Consider the following 24,006-nt stretch of genomic DNA (forward strand, 5'->3'; position numbering starts at 1 on the left):
ATAAAATTAATATTCTTTCTCTAATTTGAGCATTTTCATTTTCATTCATTTCTTTAAGTAATTTTCTTTTTTGCTCTTTAGACAGATGATTTTTGGCTGGCATTGGGGGTTATATTCCTAAAAATACTTAATCTTTTATTATACAATCAAGCTGCGTAGCAGCTTATCCCAAAGATGCCAGGGAAGTTTGCGGAGATCAAGATTAGAAGTTTGGATAATTAACCGCACTTCATCATCTTCTTTTAAATGGGCAATCAATTCTTCTCTAACATGACTAAATTGTGGGGATTTTAACCATTGATTAAAATGTTGGCTTAAATTATCAGCTTTTTGATTAACATCATCCATTGAGAAATTATTGATTTGTCCTAATATCATCCCTAATCTAACTTTTATCCCCAGAAAGCCATAATAAGTGACTTTCCAACTGTTGTAAGATTCAATCAGTTCTGGGTCTGGCGGTAAAGCTCCGGTTTCCTGAATAGTGGCAGGTTTCCCCTCGTCCCTTAATTGTAACGTGACTGAAAAACCTCTATTGTCGAAGTCTCCCTCTGCAAAAGTCAGCACTCCTAACTTCCCCATTGCCTTCTCCTGGTTAGATTAGATGACAAAATTTTCGACAATATTAGCATCTTCTAATCCTATTTAAACACTAAACTATTCCCCTCATCTATTTTAATCTCTATTTGTTACAAAACTTAAGCAAGCTCAAATATGCTATTGACTCAGAGCAGTAGAATTTATATTTTCTTCTATTTTACAACTATTAGACCGAGAATTAATAGCAGGAATTAAGTTTTGTTGACCATTTTGCCAACTCATGATTTTATTTCTAAAATGAATTGTTCCATGAGTATAACCATGCCAAATTTTTTCCAGTTCTCTTAAATCTTCACAAGGAAATTTAGCAATATCCTGTTGATTTAACTCAATGGGATCAGAATATTTCGTATCTTTTCCTAAAGCCAATAACATCATTCTATAGGTTTGACGTTCAGCTTTAGTGAATTGTTTTGCTGCTAATAAATTAGCTAATCGTTCATAGTCTGGTTTCACCCTGATTTTTTCAGATATTGTTGCTGTTCTTGCCATTCCAATCACCAAAGATGTAATCGATGCCATTATACCCAATGCAACAATCACCTTTTCTCGATTACCCATTTTTCCTTCACATTACCTCTTTGTTGGGCTTTTGCCCTAATCCCAAAAATTATAAACCCTTAACCCCTTCCTGACAAATATTAAAGTTTGGATGGGTCAAACCCACCCAATATTAAGTTAAAGTTTTTGTAATTTTTGATAACGACCTAATGCCAACAACGGGAAATAATGTTGATAATAATGATATTTGATGTAAAAATGACCGGGAAAACCAGTTCCCGTAAATTCCGACTCATCCCATCGACCATCGGAAAGTTGTGTTGAAATTAAATAGTTAATTCCCCCTGTAATTGCCTGCATTTCATAGTTTCCTGTTGCTTGTCCCACCGCCATTAAACCAATTAACGCCCACGCAGTTTGAGAGGCGGTACTAACCCCCTTTCCTTTCAATTGCGGGTCATTATAACTGCGGCAAGTTTCCCCCCAACCCCCATCAATATTTTGACAACTCACTAACCAATTTTCCCCTCGTTTCATCATGGGTTTAAGAGAACCATGACCCCAATTTTTATAAACAGGATGAATGACCGCTAAGGCTGATAATACCCCACTGGTTCCATAAATATAATTAACCCCCCACCGTCCGAACCAACTGCCATCAATTTCTTGCTCTTGTTTTAAATAGGAAATTGCCCGTTCAATTGCAGATTTTAAGGATTGAATTTTAAATTGAAATTCTGAGCAATTCGGGTCTAATTCTCCTAACATTTCAATCACTCTCGCTGTAACATCTGCCGTATTGGGATCAATCATGGCTTTTAAATCCCCATAGGGAACCGCATTAATCCAATCTTGATCATTATCAATATCAAAAGCTGCCCACCCTCCAGCTTTACATTGCATTGAGATCATCCAATCAATTCCACGAATTATGCTTGCTGTTTTTAAGGAATTATCAGGAATTTTAGCTTGATTTAAAGCCATCACCACAACAGCAGAATCATCTAAATCAGGATAAAATCGATTCGTAAATTCAAATGCCCATCCTCCCGGTTTTCCTTGTTTATTTTTAACAATCCAATCTCCATAATCTAAAATTTGTTGCCGGATTAACCATTCTGAACTTTTAACAATAGTATTATGATCTGGGTTAATTCCTGACTCAATTAAAGCTCGAATAACCCAAGCCGTATCCCAAACAGGAGATACACAAGCCTGCATTCGATAGGTTTCTTCTGTTTCTATGGCAAAGTTATCAATAGCTTCTAAACCCCGTTGAATAATCGGGTCAGACACCGAATAATTTAAGCATTTTAAGGCTAATAAAGAATTTAACATTGCTGGGATAATTCCGGCCCAATCTCCGGTTACTTCTTGCCGTTCTAAAATCCATTGTTCCGCCGCTTTTAACCCTTGTTCTCGCAAAGGAACAGCATTCAAGAGTTCTGCAAATTTAAAGATGTTATCTAACCCTAAGAATATATCCGTCCAATCGTTATTTTTAGGCAATTCAAAAATAGTATTTTGTCTTCCTTCTACATATAATTCATCTAAATTTAGGCTAGGGTTAAACCTAAAAATTGGTTTTTTATCAAAAACAATTAATAAAGGAACGGTACTACTTCTCGCCCAACTAGACATTTCATAAATTGTAAAAGGGGAACCTTCGGGTAACAACATAATCCAAGGGGGAATTGAGGGAATTCCGCGCCAGTCATAACATCCAATTAAGGCTAGATGTAGCTTCGTAAAAATCCGAGTTTTAGTAATTCCACCCCGTTCTAAAATAAATTTTTTGGCTTTAATTAAGGCGGGATCAATTTCTGATACCCCTAATATTTTTAACGCCATATACGCTTCAACGGTTGTACTAAGTTCCCCTCCATCCCCATAGAATAATTCCCAACCGCCATGATCTCGTTGTTGAGAACGCAAGTAGGTTTCAGCTTTAGATAAAGGGCGGTTTTTATCAGTTCCCCAAATTTTATGTAAGAGGATAATTTCTGATATAATCGTTACATTAGATTCCAATTCTCCCCACCAATAGCCTTCGGAATATTGTTGAGATAATAAAAAGTTTTGACTCGCTGCGATCGCCTTTTTTAATGTTGTTAGAGAAACTGGATTTTGCGCTGCCATTGTTAACCGTTCAACTCCTGCTAATGTTTTTGAGAATATTATTTCTTTAAGAGGTTATAAATATTCTATCATGTCTTTTATTGAATTAATCAGAAATTTATTATATAATAAATTTTAAAGCTAATTTTGTGATTGTTTGTTGACTGCCGATTTAATGTTGTTATCGAGAAGGTGTTTATGCCAGAAATTAGCCGATTTTTTGGAGCTATAATTACTATGTACTATAACGATCATCCTCCTCCTCATTTTCATGTTCGCTATGGTAAGCAGAAGGCATTAATCAGTATTTCAACTGGAGAAGTATTAGAAGGAAACCTTTCCCCTAGACTGCTAAAATTAATTCAAGAATGGACAGCATTATACCAGAACGAACTACTCACGAATTGGGAATTAGCCAGACAAAATCTAATTTTGAATAAAATTGAACCCTTGGAGTAAATCATGCTTAAAGATATTGTTGAAGTTCATCCCTTAACAAATTACCAGCTAAAACTTCGTTTTGAAGATGGAGTAGAAGGGATCATTGATGTATCTCAACTCATTCAGTTTACCGGAGTATTTGAACCTCTAAAAAACCCTGATTACTTTAGTCAAGTTAAACTTTCTAGTGAATGGGGAACTATTTATTGGGATAGCGGTGCTGACTTAGATCCTGATGTATTGTATTCCTATTTATCCCAGCAACCGATACAGTTAAAAACTCCCAGCATTTCTTAATAGTAAAATGGAAAATATAATTTTAGTTTTAACGCTATTATCCTTAATAATATGGATTGTATTATTAATGTTTCGAGGACGGTTTTGGCAAGCCGATCAACGACTTTCAGAAATTCAAGAACCGTTATTAAATTACCCCTCTATTGCTATAATTGTGCCAGCTAGAAATGAAGCGGAGTTAATTGAAATTAGTTTGAGATCGCTTCTCAATCAAAACTATCCGGGTTCATTTTCTATTATTTTAGTCGATGATCAAAGCCATGATGGAACAGCCCATATTGCCGAAAAAACTGCTCAAAAATTAAATCAAACAGACCAATTAAAGATTATCACATCTCAACCTTTACCTGCGGGATGGACAGGGAAACTTTGGGCGATGGAACAGGGCGTTAAATCTACTCAACAATTAATAAAACCTCCCGATTATATTTTATTTACCGACGCTGATATTGAACATTCTCCTAATAATTTAAAGCAATTAGTAGAAAAAGCCGAAACAGAACAATTACAATTAGTATCGTTAATGGTATTATTAAGATGTCAAAGTTTCTGGGAAAAGTTATTAATTCCCGCCTTTGTATTTTTCTTTCAAAAATTATATCCGTTTCGGTGGGTTAATCATCCTCAAAGTCAACTCGCAGCCGCAGCAGGAGGATGTATTTTAATTCGCCAGGAAGCCTTAACTCGTATTGGTGGCTTACAAATCTTAAAACAAGCGTTAATTGATGATTGTTCTTTAGCACAAGCTGTGAAATTAATCCCCCCAACCTATCTTGACGAGGAAGACTTTTCTTCTATTACTCAGGGATTTTCTATGAAGCGTTTTATCTTTCCTTTTACCTCTAAATCCTATTATCCAATTTGGTTAGGACTAACAGAAACAACTCATAGTTTAAGACCCTATTCGAGTTTATCAAGTATTTGGGATATGGTTGCTAGAACAGCCTTTAGCCAACTAAATTTTTCGATAATTTTATTGGGATTAACCTTAATGGGAATGATTCTAATTTATTTAATGTTTCCTGTGGGTTTGATTTGGGGAATTCTGCATGAAAACGGTTTAATTATCCTAGTAGCAACGTTAACCGGGTTATTGATGGAAATTGCTTATTATCCCACCTTAAAACTCTATCGACTTTCTCCCGTTTGGGGGTTAACTTTACCGTTAATTGGATTTTTATATGCGTTGATGACTTTAGATTCAGCCTTAAGATATTGGCAAGGAAAAGGGGGAAGTTGGAAAGGCAGAACTTATGTATAAAATTTGAGAAAGGGGTCTTCCGTACTGATAATATTTTGACATACAAAGTACGGAAAAATCAGGGTTTAGGCTTTTGTTTCAAGAGAATCTTTACTTCCCTCTTTAGATTGCATTTCTTCAATATCTAATAAATTCACAATTACCCCTGCAATGGGAACTGAGAGAAATACCCCTAGAATTCCAGCAATTTTTGCCCCAACCAGTAAAGCAAAAAATAAAACCACAGGGTTAATATTAACTGCACTTTGCATAATGCGAGGGGCAATAAAATTGTCCTGAATTTGTTGTAAAATTACACTAACAAACAATACTTGTACCGTCAAAAACCAGCCACTTTGAATTAAAACAATTAAACTGATGATTAAAATCCCTAGAGTGGCTCCTATCCCTGGAATAAAATCAAAAAAGGCAACAATAATCGCCAGGGATAATGAGAAAGGAATTCTCAAGGTACTATAAACTAAAAAACTAGATATTCCCAAGAAAAAGGAGAGTAATAGTTGACCTCTAAAAAAACCTAAAAAGCTTTTTTGCAGGGCTACAGAAAACTGACTGCGATGGGGATAAGGAATGAGTTTTAACAATAAAAACCAAAGTCTTTCACCATCAACCAGCATAAAAAATGCAATCACAAAAATAATAATAAATGAAAGCAACGCATTAGGTAATGAAGAAAAAGTTCCTACCAAAATGCTTACCATCGAACCCAGAGATTTATTAAATTCGGCTTCTATGGGAGCGAGATTAATATTAATTCTCCGATTTGTCAAAAACTCTTGTAAGCGGTCAAACGGATTATCGGCTGAGGTTAAATTTTCAACAACGAGGCTGAGAAGCTGTTGAAATTGATTAAAAAACATCGTTCCCAAGGCTAATCCTGTAGCCACAATCAGAAATAGACTCAGGAAAATAACAATTCCCAAAGCTAATCCTCGACCCAAATAGCGCTCTAAATAGCGCACGGGATAGTTGAGAAGAAAAGCTAAAATTGCAGCTAATATAAATGTAAAAAAGATATTTTCAAAATAGTTAAAAATTAGAATTAATGCCCAGCCAGAGGCAAAAAACAATAAAAAGCGCACTAAACTATTGGTACTAACGCGATTCCACAAGGCGTTATCCTGGGAATCTGGGGGTAAATTATCCATTGGGATGACTCAATTTTTGCCAACGTTGCCATTTTAGCGGATTTTGTTTGTTTGGGATACCATTTTCTTGATTTGTTAAAATCTTATTTAATGATGTAGCTTGAAAAGTAGTCTATAAATTTTTGATAAGGTGTAACTATGATTCGACTTAAACAATGGCAATGGATTGTATTGATCACGCCGATCACAATCATGGTAATTTTTTTGTTGGTAGCTGCGGGAGTTACTATTCATGATTGGGGAATTAATTGGATTTGGGCGGTATTTACCCTAATATTTTTGGGTTGGCGTTGGTTATTAGTGAAATGGACTCAACCCCTGGTTAAACAAATGGAAACCGTCGTTGCTGAAGTCAATCACGAACTAGAATCCTCCTTTGATCAACCCATATCTCAATCGACTGCAAATCAGGCAATTAATCAAGTAGAAATAGCCCTACAAGACATTTTAAAAGCCTCCCAAAATGATCCGCCAATTTGGGAAGATAGTTTAATCTTTTGGAAACGCTGTCAAGATGTGGTGACGACCGTTGCTAATATTTATCATCCTGAAGTTAAATATCCTCTCCTCAGCATTTATATTCCTCAAGCTTATCAATTAATGCGAGGAACAGTTGATGATTTAGATCAATGGATGGCAAAATTATCTCCAGTTTTAAATCAAGTTACCGTTGGACAAGGTTATGAAGCTTATCAAGTTTATCAGAAATTAGAACCCTCGGCGCGTAAACTTTGGCGGGTGTGGAATTGGGCGCAATGGCTATTAAATCCAACGGTTGCTTTAGCGCGAGTTACAACTCAAAAATCCACTAATCAAGCCACACAACAATTATTAGTTAATTTAGGTCAATCCTTACGAGAATCAGCCTTAAGAAATTTGTGTCGTCAAGCAATTATTCTCTATAGTGGAAATACCTTACCGCTAACAGAATTTGCGGTTACAACTCCTTCTCTTCCTCAAGCTAAAACCCAAACTCTCCGAGAGATTTTAACCCAAACTGAATCCGTTGAAACGTTAAAACAAAAACCTGTTAATTTGCTGTTAGTGGGACGCACAGGGGCAGGAAAAAGTAGTTTAATTAATAGCCTATTTCAAGTGGATAAAGCTCTTGTGGATATGTTACCAAGTACGGATAAAATTCAAAATTATCAGTGGCAAATAGAAACAGGAGAAAGCCTTAATTTATGGGATACTCCGGGTTATGAACAAGTGAATCGTCCTGAGTTGCGAGAACAAGTTTTAGATTATGCAACCAACGCAGATTTGTTATTATTAGTAACTCCTGCCCTTGATCCCGCTTTACAAATGGATGGGGATTTTTTGAAGGAGATTAAACAGCAGGGGTTAGAGTTACCCATTATTATCATTGTTACTCAAGTTGATCGCTTACGTCCGATGCGAGAATGGCAACCGCCCTATGATTGGAAATCGGGAAATCGACCCAAGGAAAAAGCAATTCGAGAAGCCACACAATATCGGATTGAACAATTAGGAGAATATTGCGATCGCGTTTTACCGATTGTTACTCAAGATAGTCAAACTCAACGCCAAGCTTGGGGAATTGATGTCTTATCTATTGCTCTTTTAGAAACGATTAATCCCGCTAAACAACTGCGTTTAGCCCGGTTTTTACAAAATCAAGAAGCCCGGATTTTAGCAACGGCTAAAATCATTGATCATTATACCTTTCAAATGGCAACAACCCAAGGATTAGCAGCGTTATTAAAAAGTCCGATTTTGAGATTTATTTCGACATTAACGACGGGTTCTCCCACCCTGGCTTTATTACTGGCTGAACAAATTCCCGTTGAACAATTACCCGTTGTGATTGGTAAATTGCAGATGGCTTATGACTTGTTTATGTTATTAAATTCAGGAGAATCTGATCCGGTTAATTTTGATTTATTGGTGCTCTGGCCGTTACTCTTAGAAAATCCTAATCCCCCGGAAAAAAATGCTTGGGCGTTTGGTCATGCGTTAGTGGAATATTGGATACAAAAGCTTTCAATTGAACAAATGCAGCAGCGATTTCAATTTTATTTAAAGTCTAAAAGTTCGTAGTTGGGACAGCTTATCGGTATTTCAAATAATTATACCCCTTCTGTTTTAAAAAGAGGGGGTATGGAGGTTTGATTTTAGTTCAACAAACTGTTAAGGAATGAAAAATAAATAACTTGCACAATTAAACCCCAGAAACCCTGATCTACCGTAAATTACTGCTCAATTAGTCACCTTATTGGCTTTTCATTCCTAATATTTCCTAAAAACTTATGAGCCACCCGCATTAGGACTAAAATATTTATTGAACTTATCGTCTTCGCCTTTATATTGATCTGCGTCTGGGGGTGAGGGTTTCTTGCGAGTAATATTAGGCCAGATTTGAGCATACTCCCGGTTCAATTCTATCCAACGTCCTCCCTCTTCCGTTACATCAGGAAAAATTGCTTCAGCCGGACATTCAGGTTCGCACACCCCACAATCAATACACTCATCAGGATTGATGACGAGCATATTTTCACCTTCATAAAAACAGTCTACTGGACAAACTTCAACGCAATCTGTGTACTTACATTTAACACAAGCTTCTGTAATAACGTAAGGCATCGCTGTTCTCCTTTGAGAGCATTAATTTTTCCATTCTAAAGCTACCCCCGAATGAAGTGCAAAATTTAATCAAAACTTAACCTTATTTCATTAAATAACTTAAAAAAGCTGTAGGTTCGTAGCCTAAAACTTAGCCTTGACTACGAACAACAAGTTTTAAACTAAAGGATTAGATTCCCCTAGAAAACGACGACGTTGAACTAAGTATAAAATCGCCAACAGTGAACCGACCATTAAAGCAATTCCGATCCCAGGATTTAAACCATAAATGATAAAAGAAGGACAAGCGACGGTGAATAAACTCAGTAAAGCGATCGCCCGCATTTGTTTGCCAATATGAGGATATCCAGTGCCAATCATAATTTGTAATCCTAATAAACACAAGGCAATTTCACTGATTAAAGTTGCGAACGCCGCCCCTGGCCCTCCGAAACGGGGAATTAAAAACCAATTGATAATTACATTACCTGAAGCTGTCCAAAATAAAATATTAGGTAAGGTTTTTTCTTGTCCTGTGGCTTGTAAAAACCGTTGAACTAAATTACCAAACATACTAATTCCTAAACTTGGTAATAAAACCGCTAAGGAATAAACTGAGCGCAGAAATTCTTGACCATAAATTAAGGGGAGTAAAATTTGTTGTAAGAACCCAGCTACAATAACCGCAGGTAAAACCCCAGTTAATAAAAGGCGTGTTGCCTTATATAATTGTTCAGGTAAACGACTGGGATCATTGGCGTGATATTTGGCAAATCGAGTAAAAACAACTTGGAAAATTACACGGGGTAAAGCAAAAAACATCTCCATTACTTTGTAAGCAGCACTATAATATCCAGCCTCTACTGTTGTCCCGATGGCTTGCAACATGACTAAATCCACTTGATAATATAAAATCCATAACACTCCCGATAAAGCAAAAGGGTAAGCCATAATTAATGAATCCCAACAATCTCTGATTGTAAAAGGCGACCAAACCGGAAGTTTACGACTGAGGTAGTACATTAAAATTAAAATATCTAACAGTCGGACAACAACAATACTAATGACCACCAAAATCAAACTTTTTGTGGCATATAATACCCCCAGGGAAATTAGCACTGTAGCGGCACGTTCTAAGGCAACAGACACCGTTTCTGTTCTAAACCACCCCATGCCTTTTAACGTTCCCCGTAGCGTCATTTTCATGGCGCGACAAATTTCTGAAAATACTACAATGTAACAAATAATTAGGGTGTTTCCCTCGTGGTATCCCATAACAAATGCAATGGGAAATAATAGGATAAATACGGGGATAGAAGTTAACAGTTCTAAGATAATAAATTGGGATGTTAATCTTGATCCAACTTCTGGGTTAGCAGAAACTTCTCGGTTTAAAAGAACAGGTAAACCAAACTGAATTAATAGAGCTAAAATTGCTCCTAATGCAGAAGCTGATGTAAAAATCCCATATTGTTGTGGCCCTAAAACCCGTGCCAAAAGAATGTAAAAAATAAAGGTTAAACCTAAAGTTGCTTCTCCCAAAAAGACATAAAAGTAAGACAGATCTAAGCGAGTTAGCAAGTTTTTCATAGAAATTTACTCAAAAGGAAGTGACGAAATAGGATGATTTACCGATTGGCGAAGAATGATTGAAAAATTTAAAACCAGTATAATTTAAAAAACGTCATTCTCTAAAATTAGGTGGGCTGTGGGCAAAAAATAATGAGACAATGGTACATGGGTAAGGTGTTCAGGAAAACATTATGCAATCTGTTGATTTAACCACATTAATCGCAAGCTGTTGTGAACTGCGTCAAGACTGGATTCCGGCGCGGTTAGAACAGGTGTATCAACGCGATCGCTTTACGATTTCTTTGGGGTTACGCACCCTCAAGCGTCGAGGTTGGTTAGATATTTCTTGGCATCCCCAAGCGGCTAGAATTTGTATGGGTGATCCGCCTCCCCGTGTTCCTGATACCTTTACCTTTAGTGATCAACTACGCCATCAATTAGGGGGATTAGCATTAGTTGAAATTCAGCAAATTGACCCTTGGGAACGAATTTTAGATCTACAATTTTCTCAGCGTCCAGGGGATAGTCCCCTCTGGCATTTATATGTAGAAATTATGGGAAAATATAGTAACGTTATTTTAACAGGAGCCGACAATAGTATTGTTACAGCAGCCCATCAGGTGAATATACAACAATCGAGTGTGCGACCAATTTTAACAGGTCAACCCTATGAATTGCCTCCTAAATTAACCGAGCCCATTCCCAGTTTAAATGAAGCTCAATCTCGTTGGCAAGAGCGGGTAAGTTTAATTCCCAGCGCTTTAAAACAACAACTCTTAAAAAACTATCGGGGTTTAAGTTCTGGGTTAGTGTTATCGATGATTCAAGCTGCTAATTTAGATCCCACTCAACCCACTAATAGTTTAACTTCAGAAGATTGGAATCAGTTATTTAAAAGTTGGCAAACTTGGTTAAAAACCTTAGAAAATTATCATTTTTGTCCTTATTATACTTCAAAAGGTTATGATATTATTCCTTGGAATTTAGAAACGGTTTCTGATGTTAAATCTATTCAAATTTTACTCAATACTTATTATACTAATCAATTAAATCATCAAGAATTTCAGCAACTCCGGCATCAAGTTAGTCAAAAAATTAATAACGTTTTAACGAAATTACGAGTTAAAGCGGATCAATTTATTCAACGGTTACAACAATCCGATGAAGCGGATGAATATCGGGCAAAAGCTGACCTATTAATGGCATTTCTGCACGAATGGAAACCGGGAATGAAGGAGATTTTGTTACCCGATTTTGAGACAGGAGAACCTGTTAAAATTGCCCTAAATCCAGAGAATAATGCCGTCTGGAACGCTCAAAATTTATATAAACGACATCAAAAGTTAAAACGAGCTAGAATAGCCGTTGAACCCCTGTTAAATGAAGTCAAAACCGAGATTAACTATTTAGAACAAGTTGAATCAGCGATTAGTTTAGTTGAAACCAACAAAACCGCCGAAGATTTACAAACCTTAGCCGAAATTCGAGAAGAATTAATTCAACAAGGTTATATTAATATTCCTGATTATCGCAGTTCAAATTCTCCCTCATCCATAGAATTCTATCGCTATCAAACTCCCAATAATTTTGAAGTTTTAATCGGCAGAAATAATCGTCAAAATGATCAATTAACCTTTAAAGTTGCAACGGATTATGATTTATGGTTTCATACTCAAGAAATCCCCGGTAGTCATGTCTTATTACGGTTAAGTGCGGGACAGGCTGCTGATGATATTGATTTACAATTTACAGCTAATTTAACGGCTTATTATAGTCGCGCCAGACAAAGTGAACAAGTTCCGGTTATTTATACCAAACCCAAGCACGTTTATAAACCCAAAGGGTCTAAACCAGGGATGGTGATTTATAAACAAGAAACAGTGATTTGGGGGAATCCTCATCAAGCTAAAATTCTGTTGTGATATTAATATTTTTGTGATTGTTTTTAATTGGAAATCAACCAATTTTCTACTTGCAAATTAGGAATATTTTCAAAATGTCGAATATTATCTGTTATCAAAATAAACTGACGAGAACGAGCGACTGCTGCAATTATAGCATCCAGTTCTCCGGTCGGTTTTCCAATTTTTCTTAATTCAGCCTGTATCTTCCCAAATTCTAAGGAAGCTTGTAAATCAAATTCAAGAATTGGGATTAAACTAATAAATTCATTTAAGGTTTTTAAATTATCCTCAACTCGACGAGAACAATACACCCCTTTATACAATTCAGCAACAACAATTGTAGACAAGTAAGATGTCTCTGTTTTGACACTAAACTCAGAAACAGCCAGAGGATTATTTTTTAATAAAGCAATACAAATATTAGTGTCTAGTAAATACATAATTTTAATCGAAATCAATCATTTTTCTACCTTGATAATTATGGCGTTCTTTATCTATTTCTGAAAAAATCTCATCGAGTTGGGGTTGATTTTGCCACGCTCCAAAAATAGATCTTAAACGGTTAAGGCGTTCTGATAAACTTAAAATGGGTACTGTTTTAACTTCAACAGTAATTTCTACGCCGTCGGGTAGGTCAATATCCTGTAATAATTCAATGGTTTTACCTCGTTTTATCCCTTTAACTTGCATAGTTTCCTCACAGACTTTTGTGGTTCAAAATTAACTGTTCCCTGTTCCCTCTTCCCTACTCTAACTATTTTAATTCAGATAAGCCGATTGACAACTAATCATAATTTCTTGAGTTCGGGGATAGGATTGTAAATATTGAAAAAATAGTTGAGAATCAAAACTTCTGGGATCTCGCCTTTCCCCTGAACGATCTACCGCCGCATGAGTCGTAATTCGATAATCAGGAACTCCTGTTTTTGCCACTAACCACGCTAAAGATTGATATTGTGCTGTTGTATAACCACTATGAGAATCAGCATTATTGCGACCATCCGCAGGGGTTTCTAAAGAAACATGATAAGCAAAATTATTCACAGAAGGAGGACGTTGAGGATGGGTTTTTACTGTTTCCGTTCCTGTTGAAGTAGCAAATACAGAATCTCCCGCACCAAAGGCTCTTAAATCCGGGGGAACAATATAAACAATCTCCCCCGTTAACATAATTAAAGTATGATAACTGGCTTGATTATCCTCAGAATTTTGGGCAGTTTGGAAAAAATTTACCGCACTATAAACATCCGATACGGTTTCATGTAACACCACAATTGGGGCATTATTTACAGGTTGCCCATTAATATCATAAAGAAATCGTTGTCCGTAATTCGTCGGATTGGCTAAGGCTTGATATTCATTAGGAGCATAACCCACCCCGCCTTGAAGATTGGCCGTTTGTACATCCGTTGGCCGCCGAAACCGATATAACGTGACGGGATTCACCGATGGCCCAACTTTCCCACTCGCCGTCGGGTTCGGATTAGGTTGTAACGCACAGGTTCCAGGGACAGGAACATTATTCACATTCGCCACCGTTTTCGGTTGTGCTTGAGTCGCCTCTGGCTGTGGTTCCTCAGCCGCCACCAGTTTGATGTCTGGAGACGGGGAGGGAGAGGGAGAGACGGTTTCAGCAATCACCCGCTCAAATTTTGGCGGAGAAGGCATTTGGCTCCATAATGACATCCCTTGGGCCACAATCCAATCTTGATTTTTGAGTCCAACAGTTACTCCCACCCCTAGTAAATAGAGGGTTAACAGCAGAATAGGCGTCCATTTTCTCATGGGTGAGTTAGTCAATATTGAGTGCAATGTTTTCCAGTTTAGTATGACAAAAATCAAGCCAAAAAAAAACCACTGGTAATCAGCCAGTGGGTGAGGAACGAAACGTGATTTTGGTGTGAGGAGGAGTTAACTTGCTTATGATTTACAGATTATCGTCAGGATATGAAGTTATTGTGTCAATCTGATGACAAAGCTATGAATTTTTTTTAGCATTAAGCCAAACAACCCATAGAAAAGCTTTCTAATACTTGACGAATGATATCAGATGTGACTTGATCTGTCACGATCGCTTCTCCGATGCGAGTCGGTAATACAAATCGGACTTTTCCAGCCTTAACTTTTTTATCGGTTTGTAGACTATCCAAAATATCATCCAGATTTAATCCGGGGGGGAGTTGGGTCGGTAATCCCGCCTTTTCAATTAACGCGAATTGTCGTCGATCACTGTCTTCACCCCATAACCCTAATTTAACTGCAATTTGACTCGCGGCTACCATCCCAATTCCCACAGCTTCCCCATGAATCACAACAGTATATCCGGTTAAACTTTCTACCGCATGACCAATAGTATGACCATAATTTAAAATTGCTCTTAACCCCGATTCTTTTTCATCTTGACTAACAACATCGGCTTTACTTTGACAAGAACGAGTTAAAATTTCTTGTAATAATCCTGAGTCTAAAGATTGGATGTTATCTAAACCTTGGGATTGTTCGAGTTTAACAAATAATTCTTCATCCCAAATTACACCATATTTAATCACTTCTGCCATTCCGGCTCTAAATTCTCGTTCAGGAAGGGTTTGCAAAACATCAGGATCAATTAATACTAATTTGGGTTGATGAAACGCCCCAATTAAGTTTTTTCCTTGGGGATGATTAACGCCTGTTTTTCCTCCAATAGACGCATCTACCATTGCTAATAAAGACGTGGGAACCTGAACAACATTAATTCCCCGTAACCACGTCGCCGCAGCAAACCCGGTCATATCTCCAATAATTCCACCTCCTAACGCTACCATTGTAGAGGAACGTTCTAATCGGTGTTTTAAAGCGGCATCATAAATCATTTGTAGGGTTTCGGGGGTTTTGTATTCTTCACCTGCTGGAAGGGTACAAATCGCCACATCAAACCCCGCTTGTTCTAAGGAAATACGGGTACGTTCTCCATAATAATTAAAGATTTCTGGGTTAGAAACTAATAGTATTTTTTTCCCTAATTTTAATGGGGTAATCAATTCCCCCAATCGATCTAAGTGTCCTGCACCGATGGCAATATTATAGGATAATGAACCTAAATTAACCTGAATCATCGACTCCATATTCTTCCCCTCATTAACTCACCGTTAAAAATTGTATTCTATTTTTTACCCATTACAGATGATCACGGACGGATCACTCATGATTCAATAGAGAGTAATGTTTATGGAGTTGTCTAATGCTTACAGTGGATGGCGCGATCGCTTACGTTATCATCTATGCGGGATCTTTAGTCGCAGCAGCCGGAATTATGTTTACCCTGCGTGCAGTTAAACTGATCTAATCTGACTGTAGAGACGCGCCACGGCGCGTCTAAACCCGTTGTTGTGTTTGACCAGTGTTAGAAGAGAGTCCTGAAGGACTCACTACGGGTTAATTTTTTCTGCGTTTGAGGATGTTAGAAGAAGAAGAGAGTCCTGAAGGACTCACTACGAGTTAATTTTTTTCTGAGATTAATATCTGATATGATTAATAGAATAGATGCGATCGCATTTTTCTATGATTTATTGTTTAAATTCTAATTGTCCTAAACCCTATAATTCTGATCAAAGTCAATTTTGTTTAAGTTGTGGAACTCCACTGCGATTAAAAGACCGATATCGAGCGATTGATATTATCGGACAAGGGGGATTTGGTAAAACGTTTTTAGCCATTGATGAGGATAAACCCTCTAAACCGCGTTGTGTGATCAAGCAATTTTTTCCCCAGTCTCAAGATGCTGAAGCGATACAAAAAGCATCGGAATTATTTGAACAAGAAGCAATTCGTTTAGATGAATTAGGGAAACATCCTCATATTCCTGAACTTTTGGCTTATATTCCCATTGAACAACAACAATATTTAATCCAAGAATTTATAGACGGGGAAAATTTAGCTAAAATTCTCACTCAGGAAGGAGCTTTTAAGGAAAATCAGATTCAATCTTTGTTAATCTGTTTACTTCCGATATTAGAGTTTATTCATACTAAAAATGTTATTCACCGAGATATTAAACCTGCTAATATTATTCGTTGTCTGAATGGTCAATTTGTTTTAGTTGATTTTGGTTCGGCTAAATTTACCCAAAAAACGGCTTTTACGGTGACAGGAACGATTATCGGTACTTCTGATTATATCGCGCCGGAACAAGCCAAGGGAAAGGGTATTTTTGCGAGTGATCTTTATAGTTTAGGGGTGACTTGTCTGCATTTATTAACGCAAGTGGAACCGATTAATTTATTTGATGATCAGGAGGGAATTTGGGTCTGGAGAGAGTATTTAAAATATCCGGTGAGTGAGGAATTTGGGTTGATTTTGGATAAAATGATTGAAAGTGCGATTAAACGACGTTATCAGTCTGCTAGGGATATTTTAACCGATTTGAATTCTAAGTTATCGAGTTCAGCTGTTAAGGGATTAGGAAACGATAATTTAGGAAAATTAGCAAGCCAGACGTTTACACTGCCTTTAACAAATCAATCGCAAACTTGGCAATGTGTTAAAACGTTAATTGGTCATACTTGGGTAGTTTATTCTGTTGCAATTACTCCTGATGGTAAAAAAATTGTTAGTGGTAGTGAAGATTTTACAATTAAAATTTGGGATTTACAAACAGGAGAATTGAAAAAAACACTAAAAAGGAATGCAGGAGAAATCAGAGTAATTAAAATTAGCCCAAATGGAAAGATGATCATAAGTGGCTGTTCTGATGGAACAGTTAAACTCTGGGACTTAGAAAAAGGAAAAGAAATTTGTATTTTAGAAGAATATCCGTCACGAGTTCAAGCTGTAGCAATTAGTCCAAATGGAAACTTAGTGGCAAGTGGAGGTATGGAATATGGATCAACAGTTGACTATCTATTTGTTCAAGTCAGGAATATAGAAGATAAAACAGCTATTAAAACAACAATGTTTTCAACAGGGCCTTCAATGAGACGCCAAAAAATAAGTTCAATAGTATTTGATCCTACTGGTTCAGCTTTTGTTAGTGACTATTTCTTCTCTTGGTTACAATTATGGAATACTGATACTTGTCAGGCTATTCACAGAGAATTTAGGGGACATACAGAACGAGTTTTATCTATTTGTTTTAGTTTTGATAGCCAAGTATTAGTGAGTGGAAGTGCAGATAATACAATAAAAATCTGGAATCCCTCAACAGGAAGATTAATCCAAACCTTAGAAGGACATTCAGGCGGTGTTTATGCTCTTGCGATTACTTCAGATAATAAAATATTAGTGAGTGGAAGTGAAGACCAAACAATTAAATTGTGGGAAATAGAAACAGGGGAAGAAATTTGTACATTAACCGGACATAAGGGGATTGTTTATTCCGTTGCAATTAGTCCCGATAATCAAACTATTGTTAGCGGGAGTCAAGATGGAACGATTAAAATCTGGCGTTCGGTGTTGGGATGAGGTGTATATTAAGAGAGTCCTGAAGGACTCACTACGAGTTTTATTAATAATTAAAATAGCTCAGGTATATCTTGGTTTCTCATCCATGCGATATATTAAGGTCAAGGCATAACCGAAGCAAATCGCTCATGAAAACTTATTAAGAAGTTAGGGAAACAGCTAAAGATAAAATATCATCTTCGGTTTCAAGTTCCTCTAGTTCATCAAGTTTCATGTGTTCCATAATCAAATGATGGGCTGCTTCGTACTTCGTATCCAGCAATGTCCGAATACAGTCTTGAGTATCATCCAATTCTTGACTTGATGGTCTTAAAGAAATGACATTCAAGCCTAATTTAGCTAAAGACAATAAAATTTCTAAAGCTCTTTTATTCCCCGTTGAAGCTTCATAAAATATCAGACGATTAAAATCATCAAAGCTAAGGGTTAAAACAGAAACAAGCTTTTCTTGATGACCCAAATTTAAGGGAATTTCTATTTTTTCAATTTCTGGTGTAAATCCAATTTCATTTAATCTTCTTCGAGTCTGACTATCTTCTCTCAAAATTTCTTGATCTAACTGATTATTTTTGTACCCTAAAGCTTGATTAAGTGTTTTCATCCCAATGCGATAATTGCCGTTGGGCATTTGATAAAACTCAATTCCCAAGGATTTTAAAGACGAAATTGTTTGTAGCTGTGCTTGAACAACATCCATCATTGTCACCTTGATTCTGCTTTTATTTTAAACCCAAATTACTAAAAATCATCCAAAATCGACGGCTTGGGATGATCATCGTGACTGATCAGGTTTTTCAGCCTTCATTGTAGCAAAAATTTGGATCAAGTGTTTGGATAAAGGGAAAAAGAGAGTCCTGAAGGACTCACTACTTTTAATTAATTTCTTCACCATCCAAGAAAATTCGAGTTTGATCTGATAAACCCGAATTATTGCCTAATTTAATCTTTGTAATTTGAGCTTCAGCAATGCCACTGCGGAATAAATTGGCTCCCCGTAAATCGGTATATAATAAAATTGCATCTTTCAAATTTGTATGACGGACAATGGCATTTTTTAAACAGGCATAACTAAAATCAACTTGCTTTAAATTAGCACGGGTTAAATCGACTTCTGTTAAGTCTGCATGACGGAGAATGCTTTGAGATAAATTCGTATCTCGCAGTTGGGAATGAATCAAAATAGCTTGACTTAAATCGGTTTGAGTGAGAGTTGCAGCCGTGAGATTAGCATCGACTAAATTGGCTGATTTTAGGTTGGCTTGGGTGAAGACAGCCCGCTCTAAAATGGCTCCTCGTAAATTAACATTTTCTAAATTAGCAGCAGTTAAATTAGCCCCGCGTAAGTCAGCGCCTTGGAGATTTGCGCCTTGAAGATTGGCTCGACTTAAATTCACATTAGTTAGATTCGTATAACTTAAATTTGCTCTGGTTAAATTGGCTGCATTTAAGTTAGCCAGTTGTAGATTAGACTCAGATAAATTGGCTTCGGTTAAATCGGCATTTCCTAAATCAGCTTCTTGTAAATTAGCATGGGTAATGATGGCTCCCGTTAAATCAGCGCGATTAAAATTGGCTTGTTTTAAATTCGTACAGGTTAAGTTAGCGTGTTTTAATTCGGCTCGACGAAAATCTGTTCGGGTTAAAGTGGCATCCATCAGGTTCGTATAATTTAGGTTAGAAATAAAAAATTTGGTGTCTGTAAAGATTCCGTGACTTAAATCGGCACGGCTTAGTTTAGCAAGGCTTAAATCTACTTGAATCAGTTCAATAGATTTTAAATCTACATCGCGTAAATCTGCCCCGCGTAAATCTTTTCCTTTTAACTGCAATTCTTTAACATTAGTATTGCGTAAATCGGGGCCTTTATATTGACAAAATAGGCGATAGGTGTTTAATTCTGTTTCGGATTGAGTTCCGGGTAGCCCCGCTTTTGTTTTTACTAAAAAATATTGGACGTTTTCAGTAAATAAAGTAAACACTAAATTAAAAATTTCTAAGAACTGAATGACTCCTTGACATCTGGCTTCTGCATGGTCTTGATAGAATTGAATTAAATGAGCAATACAAATATCTAAATAGCTGCGGGAAGAATTGCCAATCAGCACTAATTTTAATAATAAAATCACTAAGGTCAGTTGACCCCCTTGGCGAATCATTAAATTAAATAAAAAGGAGGGTGGTTTTCCTTTTTCAATTAATAAATATTCAATGAGACGATTACAAGTTCTGCTAATTAAGGGTTTACTAACAATAGTATTATCATGAATAGAGTATAAAGATTCCAGTTTTTCTTCTATTTTCTCCCGGATAATATTAGCAGGATATTGTTGATTGATGTGAAACATCAAATATTGAGGTAAACACTGTTTAAATTTTTCATAACTAAAATTTTGAGTATTATTTAAAAATAAATTAGCTTGAGTTCCATAATTAAACACGCGCTGGGTAGAAATCGTTTGTTTAATTAAACTCACGACTTCATCTCCTAATTGAGTCGGGTTTTTAGGCTGACGATTTCGACCCGTTGGAGATTCCAACCGAGCAATATACATCGCTAAATCAAATTTATATTGATCTTTAAGCTGTTTAATTAACGTTCGCGCGACTTCTTTTTGTTCCCTAGAATTGTGGGGGTTAAGGTATTGGGAAACTAATAAATAAGATTGATAACGACTACTCCAGTCACTCCGCTCTAAGTTGGCGCATCGTAGCAACTCTTGATAATCTTCGCTGGCTAAAAAAGTTTTCAGCCATAACAGGAGGCGGCTTTCTTGAATTGATAAGCAGGTTTGATTACAATCTGGGGATTCTGAGAGTTTATTAATCAGTTTTCTAATAAAGCTGTGTTGACGCTTCAGCAACCAATTATTAATCAGGATATAACAACAGCGCTTGACAATTCCTTGAAAATGGGGTTCTCCTTCCTCATAACTTAAAATCTCCTCTAAGGCGACTTTAATCTCTGGCTTTTGGGGACACAGGAGATAAAAAAATAATTGTTCAAAGGAATCTAAAACGGCTCCGGGGCTATCCGTTTGTACCCGATTTAAAAAGAATTCGTAAATTAGGTCTGCACTCATTTTTAAACGAGTATAAAGAGGATACTCTGTAGAAGATAACGACAAAGATTGATTAGAATTACTAATCAATTTATCTTGAACGAGGTTAGCCATCAATTGTACTGGGTGCTTATACTGTTCAGTCTAGCATAGCAGCGAAAGATAGAAAAATAGAAAGACAGACAGTATCTGATGATAGCTTTACATTCTTTTCATAATTTAAGAAAAAAAAGTCACCTTTATTTAAAGATTTTGTAATTCTGGTTAGAGTTTTTCATCAAAAAATGAAATTTTGGCTCGGCGGATCAATTCATTGCGATCTAAAATAGTAATGGATGAGCCGTTAATGGCAATTAAACCCTCTTGAGTTAATCGAGCAAACACTCTGGATAATGTTTCTGGGATTGTTCCCAGTAAAGCAGCCAATTGAGTTTTCGTCAAGTCTAATTCTAAGGTGTCGAAATTTCCTGTCCTTTGGCTCAGATATAATAAATAAGTTGCTAATCGTTCAGGAACATCCTTTAAAGACAAATTTTCGATAATTTGAGCGAAACGACGTAAATGACGGGAACAAACGGCTAATAAACTCACTGCTAAAGAAGGATGATGATGGAGGAGGTTTAAAAAAGCAGTTCTCGGAAAAAATAATAATTCTGTGGGCTCCAACGCTTCAGCAGAAGCCGGAAAACATTGACCGTCAAAGGCGGGAACTTCCGCAAAATGTTCTCCGGGGTTAAAAATATGTAAAATTTGTTCTTTTCCCTCAAAGGATAGTTTAAATACTTTGACCCGTCCAGTCACAACGATAAAAAATCCATTTCCTTCATCTCCCTCTTCAAAAATCAACTCTCCTTTGGGATACCGTTTCAAAACACTAATACCCGCTAACGCCTCAATTTGGTCATCGGGGAGATTTAAGAAAAATTGAGTTTGTCGCAAAAATTCAGGTAGATTCATTACTCAGGAGTTCGGTGTTGTTTGTTGTTTGTTGTCTATTAACCATTAACCCTCAACCGTTATATTCCCTGTTCCCTCTTCTAACAATTGACTTAAGTCAAGGTCAGTTTAAAACCTGCGTCCTACAGTGGAAATAGAGAAAAAGAAAGTGACTTAGGAGAAACGGTTATGTTTTGCAGTCAGTGTGAACAAACAGCTAGTGAACAAGGATGTTTAAAATGGGGTGCTTGTGGTAAAAGTCCCGACGTAGATGCGTTACAAGATTTGTTGTTACACTGTCTGCGCGGATTGGGGGAAGTTGCTACCATTGCTCGTGAGTATGGAATCCTTTCCTTAGAAGCCAATACCTTTACCTGTGAAGCTTTATTTTCGACTTTAACAAATGTTAACTTTGATGCCGAGGATTTCATTCATTATATCCATAAAACCGTTCAATTGCGGGATAACCTCCGAGCATTACTTCCTCAGCCGATAACGGGTTCTCCCCTGTGTTGGCTGTCAGTTGGAGAAACGAAGGAAGAGTTAATTCAACAAGGTAAAAATAGCGAATTTGACTTTATTAGTCAATCGGCCAGTAATGTTGATATTTTCTCCTTAAAACTAACCGTAATTTACGGACTCAAGGGAATTGCTGCTTATGGATATCATGCTCAAGAATTAGGACATCATGATGAGCGAGTTTATGCGTTTTGTCATGAAGCTTTAGCCGCCTTATCTAATGCTGATTTAACCTTAGACGATTGGGTGAATATTGCCTTAAAATTAGGAGAAATTAACCTGCGAGTTATGGAACTTTTGGATGCTGCCAATACAGAAACCTACGGTCATCCAATTCCAACCGCCGTTGCTTTAAATTCTCATGCAGGTAAAGCGATTTTAGTGTCTGGTCATGATTTGAAAGACTTAGAAGAACTTCTCAAACAAACAGAAAATACGGGAATTTATGTCTATACTCATGGGGAACTTTTACCCGCTCATGGCTATCCGAAACTGAAACAAAAATATCCCCATTTGTACGGACATTATGGCACAGCATGGCAAAATCAAACCCGTGAATTTGCAGCCTTTCCAGGGCCAATTGTGATGACCACCAATTGTTTAATGCCTCCCCATCAAACCTATAAAAATCGGGTGTTTACCTGTGGCCCTGTAGGCTGGCCGGATGTCACCCATTTATCCAGTCGAGACTTTACAGCCGTGATTAAAATGGCATTAGAATTACCGGGATTTACAGAAACTCAAGAACCCCGTCAAGTGATGACTGGATTTGCGCGCAATGCCGTTTTAAATGTTGCAGATGAAGTGATTAATGCGGTTAAAACCGGAAAAATTCGTCATTTCTTTTTAGTGGGAGGGTGTGATGGTGCTAAACCTGGACGCAGTTATTATAGTGAATTTGTGGAAAAAGTTCCTCAAGATTGTGTTGTTTTAACTTTAGCTTGTGGCAAATTCCGCTTCTTTGATCAAGAATTAGGAGAGATTAATGGCATTCCGCGATTAATGGATGTGGGACAATGTAATGATGCTTATTCTGCGATTCAAATTGCCTTAGCATTAGCTAATGCTTTTAATGTGGATGTTAATGAATTACCGTTATCCATGATTTTATCTTGGTATGAACAAAAAGCGGTTTCTATTTTATTAACATTGCTTTATTTAGGCATCAAAGATATTCGCCTCGGCCCTACATTACCTGCCTTTATTTCTCCCCATGTTTTCCAACTGTTACAACGTCAATATAACCTCCAACCTATTACCACTCCTGATGCTGATTTAGCCGCTTGTTTAGCTTAGGTTAATGGTACTGTAGAGACGTTGTATACAACGTCTCTACATGGGTTTTGACTTCAATAATCACCTCCCGCTCCACCACCTCCACTGGAACTTCCGCCACCCCCATAACTACTACTTTCGCTAACTTGGGGAATAATTTCTTTTTCTTGTTTTTGATAATTGCAACATTGACAAGTTAATGTAATTAACCGAGTTCCACTGTGATAAATGGTCGCTATCAGGAAATCATAACAAATAATTAAGAAATTTAAAGTTTTGTTCGCTTATCAAGTTTTTATTTACAATTTAATGGCTTTAATTTAACATATTTGTTATAATAGTCTACTCTA

General features: G+C 36.9%; 21 protein-coding genes. 8 read left to right on the top strand and 13 right to left on the bottom strand.

Going from position 1 to position 24,006, the window contains the following annotated elements; translation table 11 throughout:
• Positions 1-138: 138 nt before the first annotated feature.
• The 3 genes from H6G57_RS18620 to shc all read right to left on the bottom strand — a co-directional run bounded on the left by H6G57_RS18620 (position 139) and on the right by shc (position 3,240).
• Positions 139-582, bottom strand: coding sequence for a hypothetical protein (locus H6G57_RS18620; RefSeq protein ID WP_190521199.1), 444 nt, complete (start codon positions 580-582; stop codon positions 139-141).
• Between the two features lie 135 nt (positions 583-717).
• Positions 718-1,161 carry a GUN4 domain-containing protein gene (locus tag H6G57_RS18625; RefSeq protein ID WP_190521201.1) on the bottom strand — a complete coding sequence of 148 codons (444 nt, stop codon included), beginning with the start codon at positions 1,159-1,161 and terminating at the stop codon, positions 718-720.
• A 117-nt stretch (positions 1,162-1,278) separates the two neighbouring features.
• Complete coding sequence (shc, locus tag H6G57_RS18630; RefSeq protein WP_190521203.1) at positions 1,279-3,240, bottom strand: squalene--hopene cyclase; 1,962 nt, start codon at positions 3,238-3,240, stop codon at positions 1,279-1,281.
• A gap of 177 nt (positions 3,241-3,417) precedes the next feature.
• On the opposite strand from shc, the gene H6G57_RS18635 reads away from it, so the two are divergent.
• Genes H6G57_RS18635 through H6G57_RS18645 form a run of 3 tightly spaced genes read left to right on the top strand, consistent with a single transcriptional unit; the run spans position 3,418 to position 5,218 of the window.
• Complete coding sequence (locus tag H6G57_RS18635; RefSeq protein WP_072722730.1) at positions 3,418-3,678, top strand: DUF4160 domain-containing protein; 261 nt, start codon at positions 3,418-3,420, stop codon at positions 3,676-3,678.
• 3 nt (positions 3,679-3,681) lie between these two features.
• On the top strand, positions 3,682-3,957 hold the full coding sequence (locus H6G57_RS18640; protein WP_190521205.1) for a DUF2442 domain-containing protein: 276 nt from the start codon (positions 3,682-3,684) through the stop codon (positions 3,955-3,957).
• Between the two features lie 7 nt (positions 3,958-3,964).
• Positions 3,965-5,218, top strand: a complete 1,254-nt coding sequence (locus H6G57_RS18645; protein ID WP_190521208.1) for a glycosyltransferase — start codon at positions 3,965-3,967, stop codon at positions 5,216-5,218.
• 65 nt (positions 5,219-5,283) lie between these two features.
• Here H6G57_RS18645 and H6G57_RS18650 read toward each other — a convergent pair whose 3' ends face one another.
• Positions 5,284-6,366, bottom strand: coding sequence for an AI-2E family transporter (locus H6G57_RS18650; protein WP_190521210.1), 1,083 nt, complete (start codon positions 6,364-6,366; stop codon positions 5,284-5,286).
• Positions 6,367-6,504: 138 nt separating this feature from the next.
• Here H6G57_RS18650 and H6G57_RS18655 point away from each other — a divergent pair, with 138 nt between their 5' ends.
• A complete protein-coding gene (locus H6G57_RS18655; protein ID WP_190521212.1) occupies positions 6,505-8,427 on the top strand; it encodes a GTPase family protein in 1,923 nt (640 codons plus the stop codon).
• A 207-nt stretch (positions 8,428-8,634) separates the two neighbouring features.
• On the opposite strand, the gene fdxA is transcribed toward H6G57_RS18655, so the two are convergent.
• A complete protein-coding gene (gene fdxA, locus H6G57_RS18660; RefSeq protein ID WP_190521214.1) occupies positions 8,635-8,970 on the bottom strand; it encodes a ferredoxin FdxA in 336 nt (111 codons plus the stop codon).
• Between the two features lie 156 nt (positions 8,971-9,126).
• The gene (locus H6G57_RS18665; protein ID WP_190521216.1) at positions 9,127-10,539 is read right to left on the bottom strand and encodes a flippase; all 1,413 of its coding nucleotides are present in this window, start codon (positions 10,537-10,539) and stop codon (positions 9,127-9,129) included.
• 173 nt (positions 10,540-10,712) lie between these two features.
• On the opposite strand from H6G57_RS18665, the gene H6G57_RS18670 reads away from it, so the two are divergent.
• A complete protein-coding gene (locus H6G57_RS18670; protein WP_190521218.1) occupies positions 10,713-12,443 on the top strand; it encodes an NFACT family protein in 1,731 nt (576 codons plus the stop codon).
• A 23-nt stretch (positions 12,444-12,466) separates the two neighbouring features.
• On the opposite strand, the gene H6G57_RS18675 is transcribed toward H6G57_RS18670, so the two are convergent.
• The 4 genes from H6G57_RS18675 to aroB all read right to left on the bottom strand — a co-directional run bounded on the left by H6G57_RS18675 (position 12,467) and on the right by aroB (position 15,532).
• Positions 12,467-12,865, bottom strand: a complete 399-nt coding sequence (locus H6G57_RS18675) for a type II toxin-antitoxin system VapC family toxin (RefSeq protein ID WP_190521220.1) — start codon at positions 12,863-12,865, stop codon at positions 12,467-12,469.
• Positions 12,866-12,869: 4 nt separating this feature from the next.
• On the bottom strand, positions 12,870-13,115 hold the full coding sequence (locus H6G57_RS18680; RefSeq protein ID WP_190521222.1) for a hypothetical protein: 246 nt from the start codon (positions 13,113-13,115) through the stop codon (positions 12,870-12,872).
• Positions 13,116-13,184: 69 nt separating this feature from the next.
• A complete protein-coding gene (locus H6G57_RS18685) occupies positions 13,185-14,210 on the bottom strand; it encodes a peptidoglycan recognition family protein (protein WP_242049019.1) in 1,026 nt (341 codons plus the stop codon).
• A 212-nt stretch (positions 14,211-14,422) separates the two neighbouring features.
• A complete protein-coding gene (gene aroB / locus H6G57_RS18690; protein WP_190521224.1) occupies positions 14,423-15,532 on the bottom strand; it encodes a 3-dehydroquinate synthase in 1,110 nt (369 codons plus the stop codon).
• 116 nt (positions 15,533-15,648) lie between these two features.
• Here aroB and H6G57_RS18695 point away from each other — a divergent pair, with 116 nt between their 5' ends.
• A complete protein-coding gene (locus H6G57_RS18695; RefSeq protein ID WP_190521226.1) occupies positions 15,649-15,753 on the top strand; it encodes a cytochrome b6-f complex subunit 6 in 105 nt (34 codons plus the stop codon).
• A gap of 215 nt (positions 15,754-15,968) precedes the next feature.
• Positions 15,969-17,867, top strand: a complete 1,899-nt coding sequence (locus H6G57_RS18700; protein WP_190521227.1) for a serine/threonine-protein kinase — start codon at positions 15,969-15,971, stop codon at positions 17,865-17,867.
• A 139-nt stretch (positions 17,868-18,006) separates the two neighbouring features.
• On the opposite strand, the gene H6G57_RS18705 is transcribed toward H6G57_RS18700, so the two are convergent.
• The 3 genes from H6G57_RS18705 to H6G57_RS18715 form a co-directional block, all read right to left on the bottom strand.
• Positions 18,007-18,567 carry a hypothetical protein gene (locus tag H6G57_RS18705; RefSeq protein WP_206756697.1) on the bottom strand — a complete coding sequence of 187 codons (561 nt, stop codon included), beginning with the start codon at positions 18,565-18,567 and terminating at the stop codon, positions 18,007-18,009.
• 172 nt (positions 18,568-18,739) lie between these two features.
• Positions 18,740-21,040: a pentapeptide repeat-containing protein gene (locus H6G57_RS18710; RefSeq protein WP_190521229.1), complete on the bottom strand. Its 2,301-nt coding sequence runs from the start codon at positions 21,038-21,040 to the stop codon at positions 18,740-18,742.
• A 150-nt stretch (positions 21,041-21,190) separates the two neighbouring features.
• Positions 21,191-21,883, bottom strand: a complete 693-nt coding sequence (locus H6G57_RS18715; RefSeq protein WP_190521230.1) for a Crp/Fnr family transcriptional regulator — start codon at positions 21,881-21,883, stop codon at positions 21,191-21,193.
• 168 nt (positions 21,884-22,051) lie between these two features.
• Here H6G57_RS18715 and hcp point away from each other — a divergent pair, with 168 nt between their 5' ends.
• On the top strand, positions 22,052-23,677 hold the full coding sequence (gene hcp / locus H6G57_RS18720) for a hydroxylamine reductase (RefSeq protein ID WP_190521231.1): 1,626 nt from the start codon (positions 22,052-22,054) through the stop codon (positions 23,675-23,677).
• Positions 23,678-24,006 lie beyond the last annotated feature (329 nt).

Origin of the sequence: Planktothrix sp. FACHB-1365, assembly GCF_014697575.1 — a bacterium.
Taxonomy (GTDB): Bacteria; Cyanobacteriota; Cyanobacteriia; order Cyanobacteriales; family Microcoleaceae; genus Planktothrix.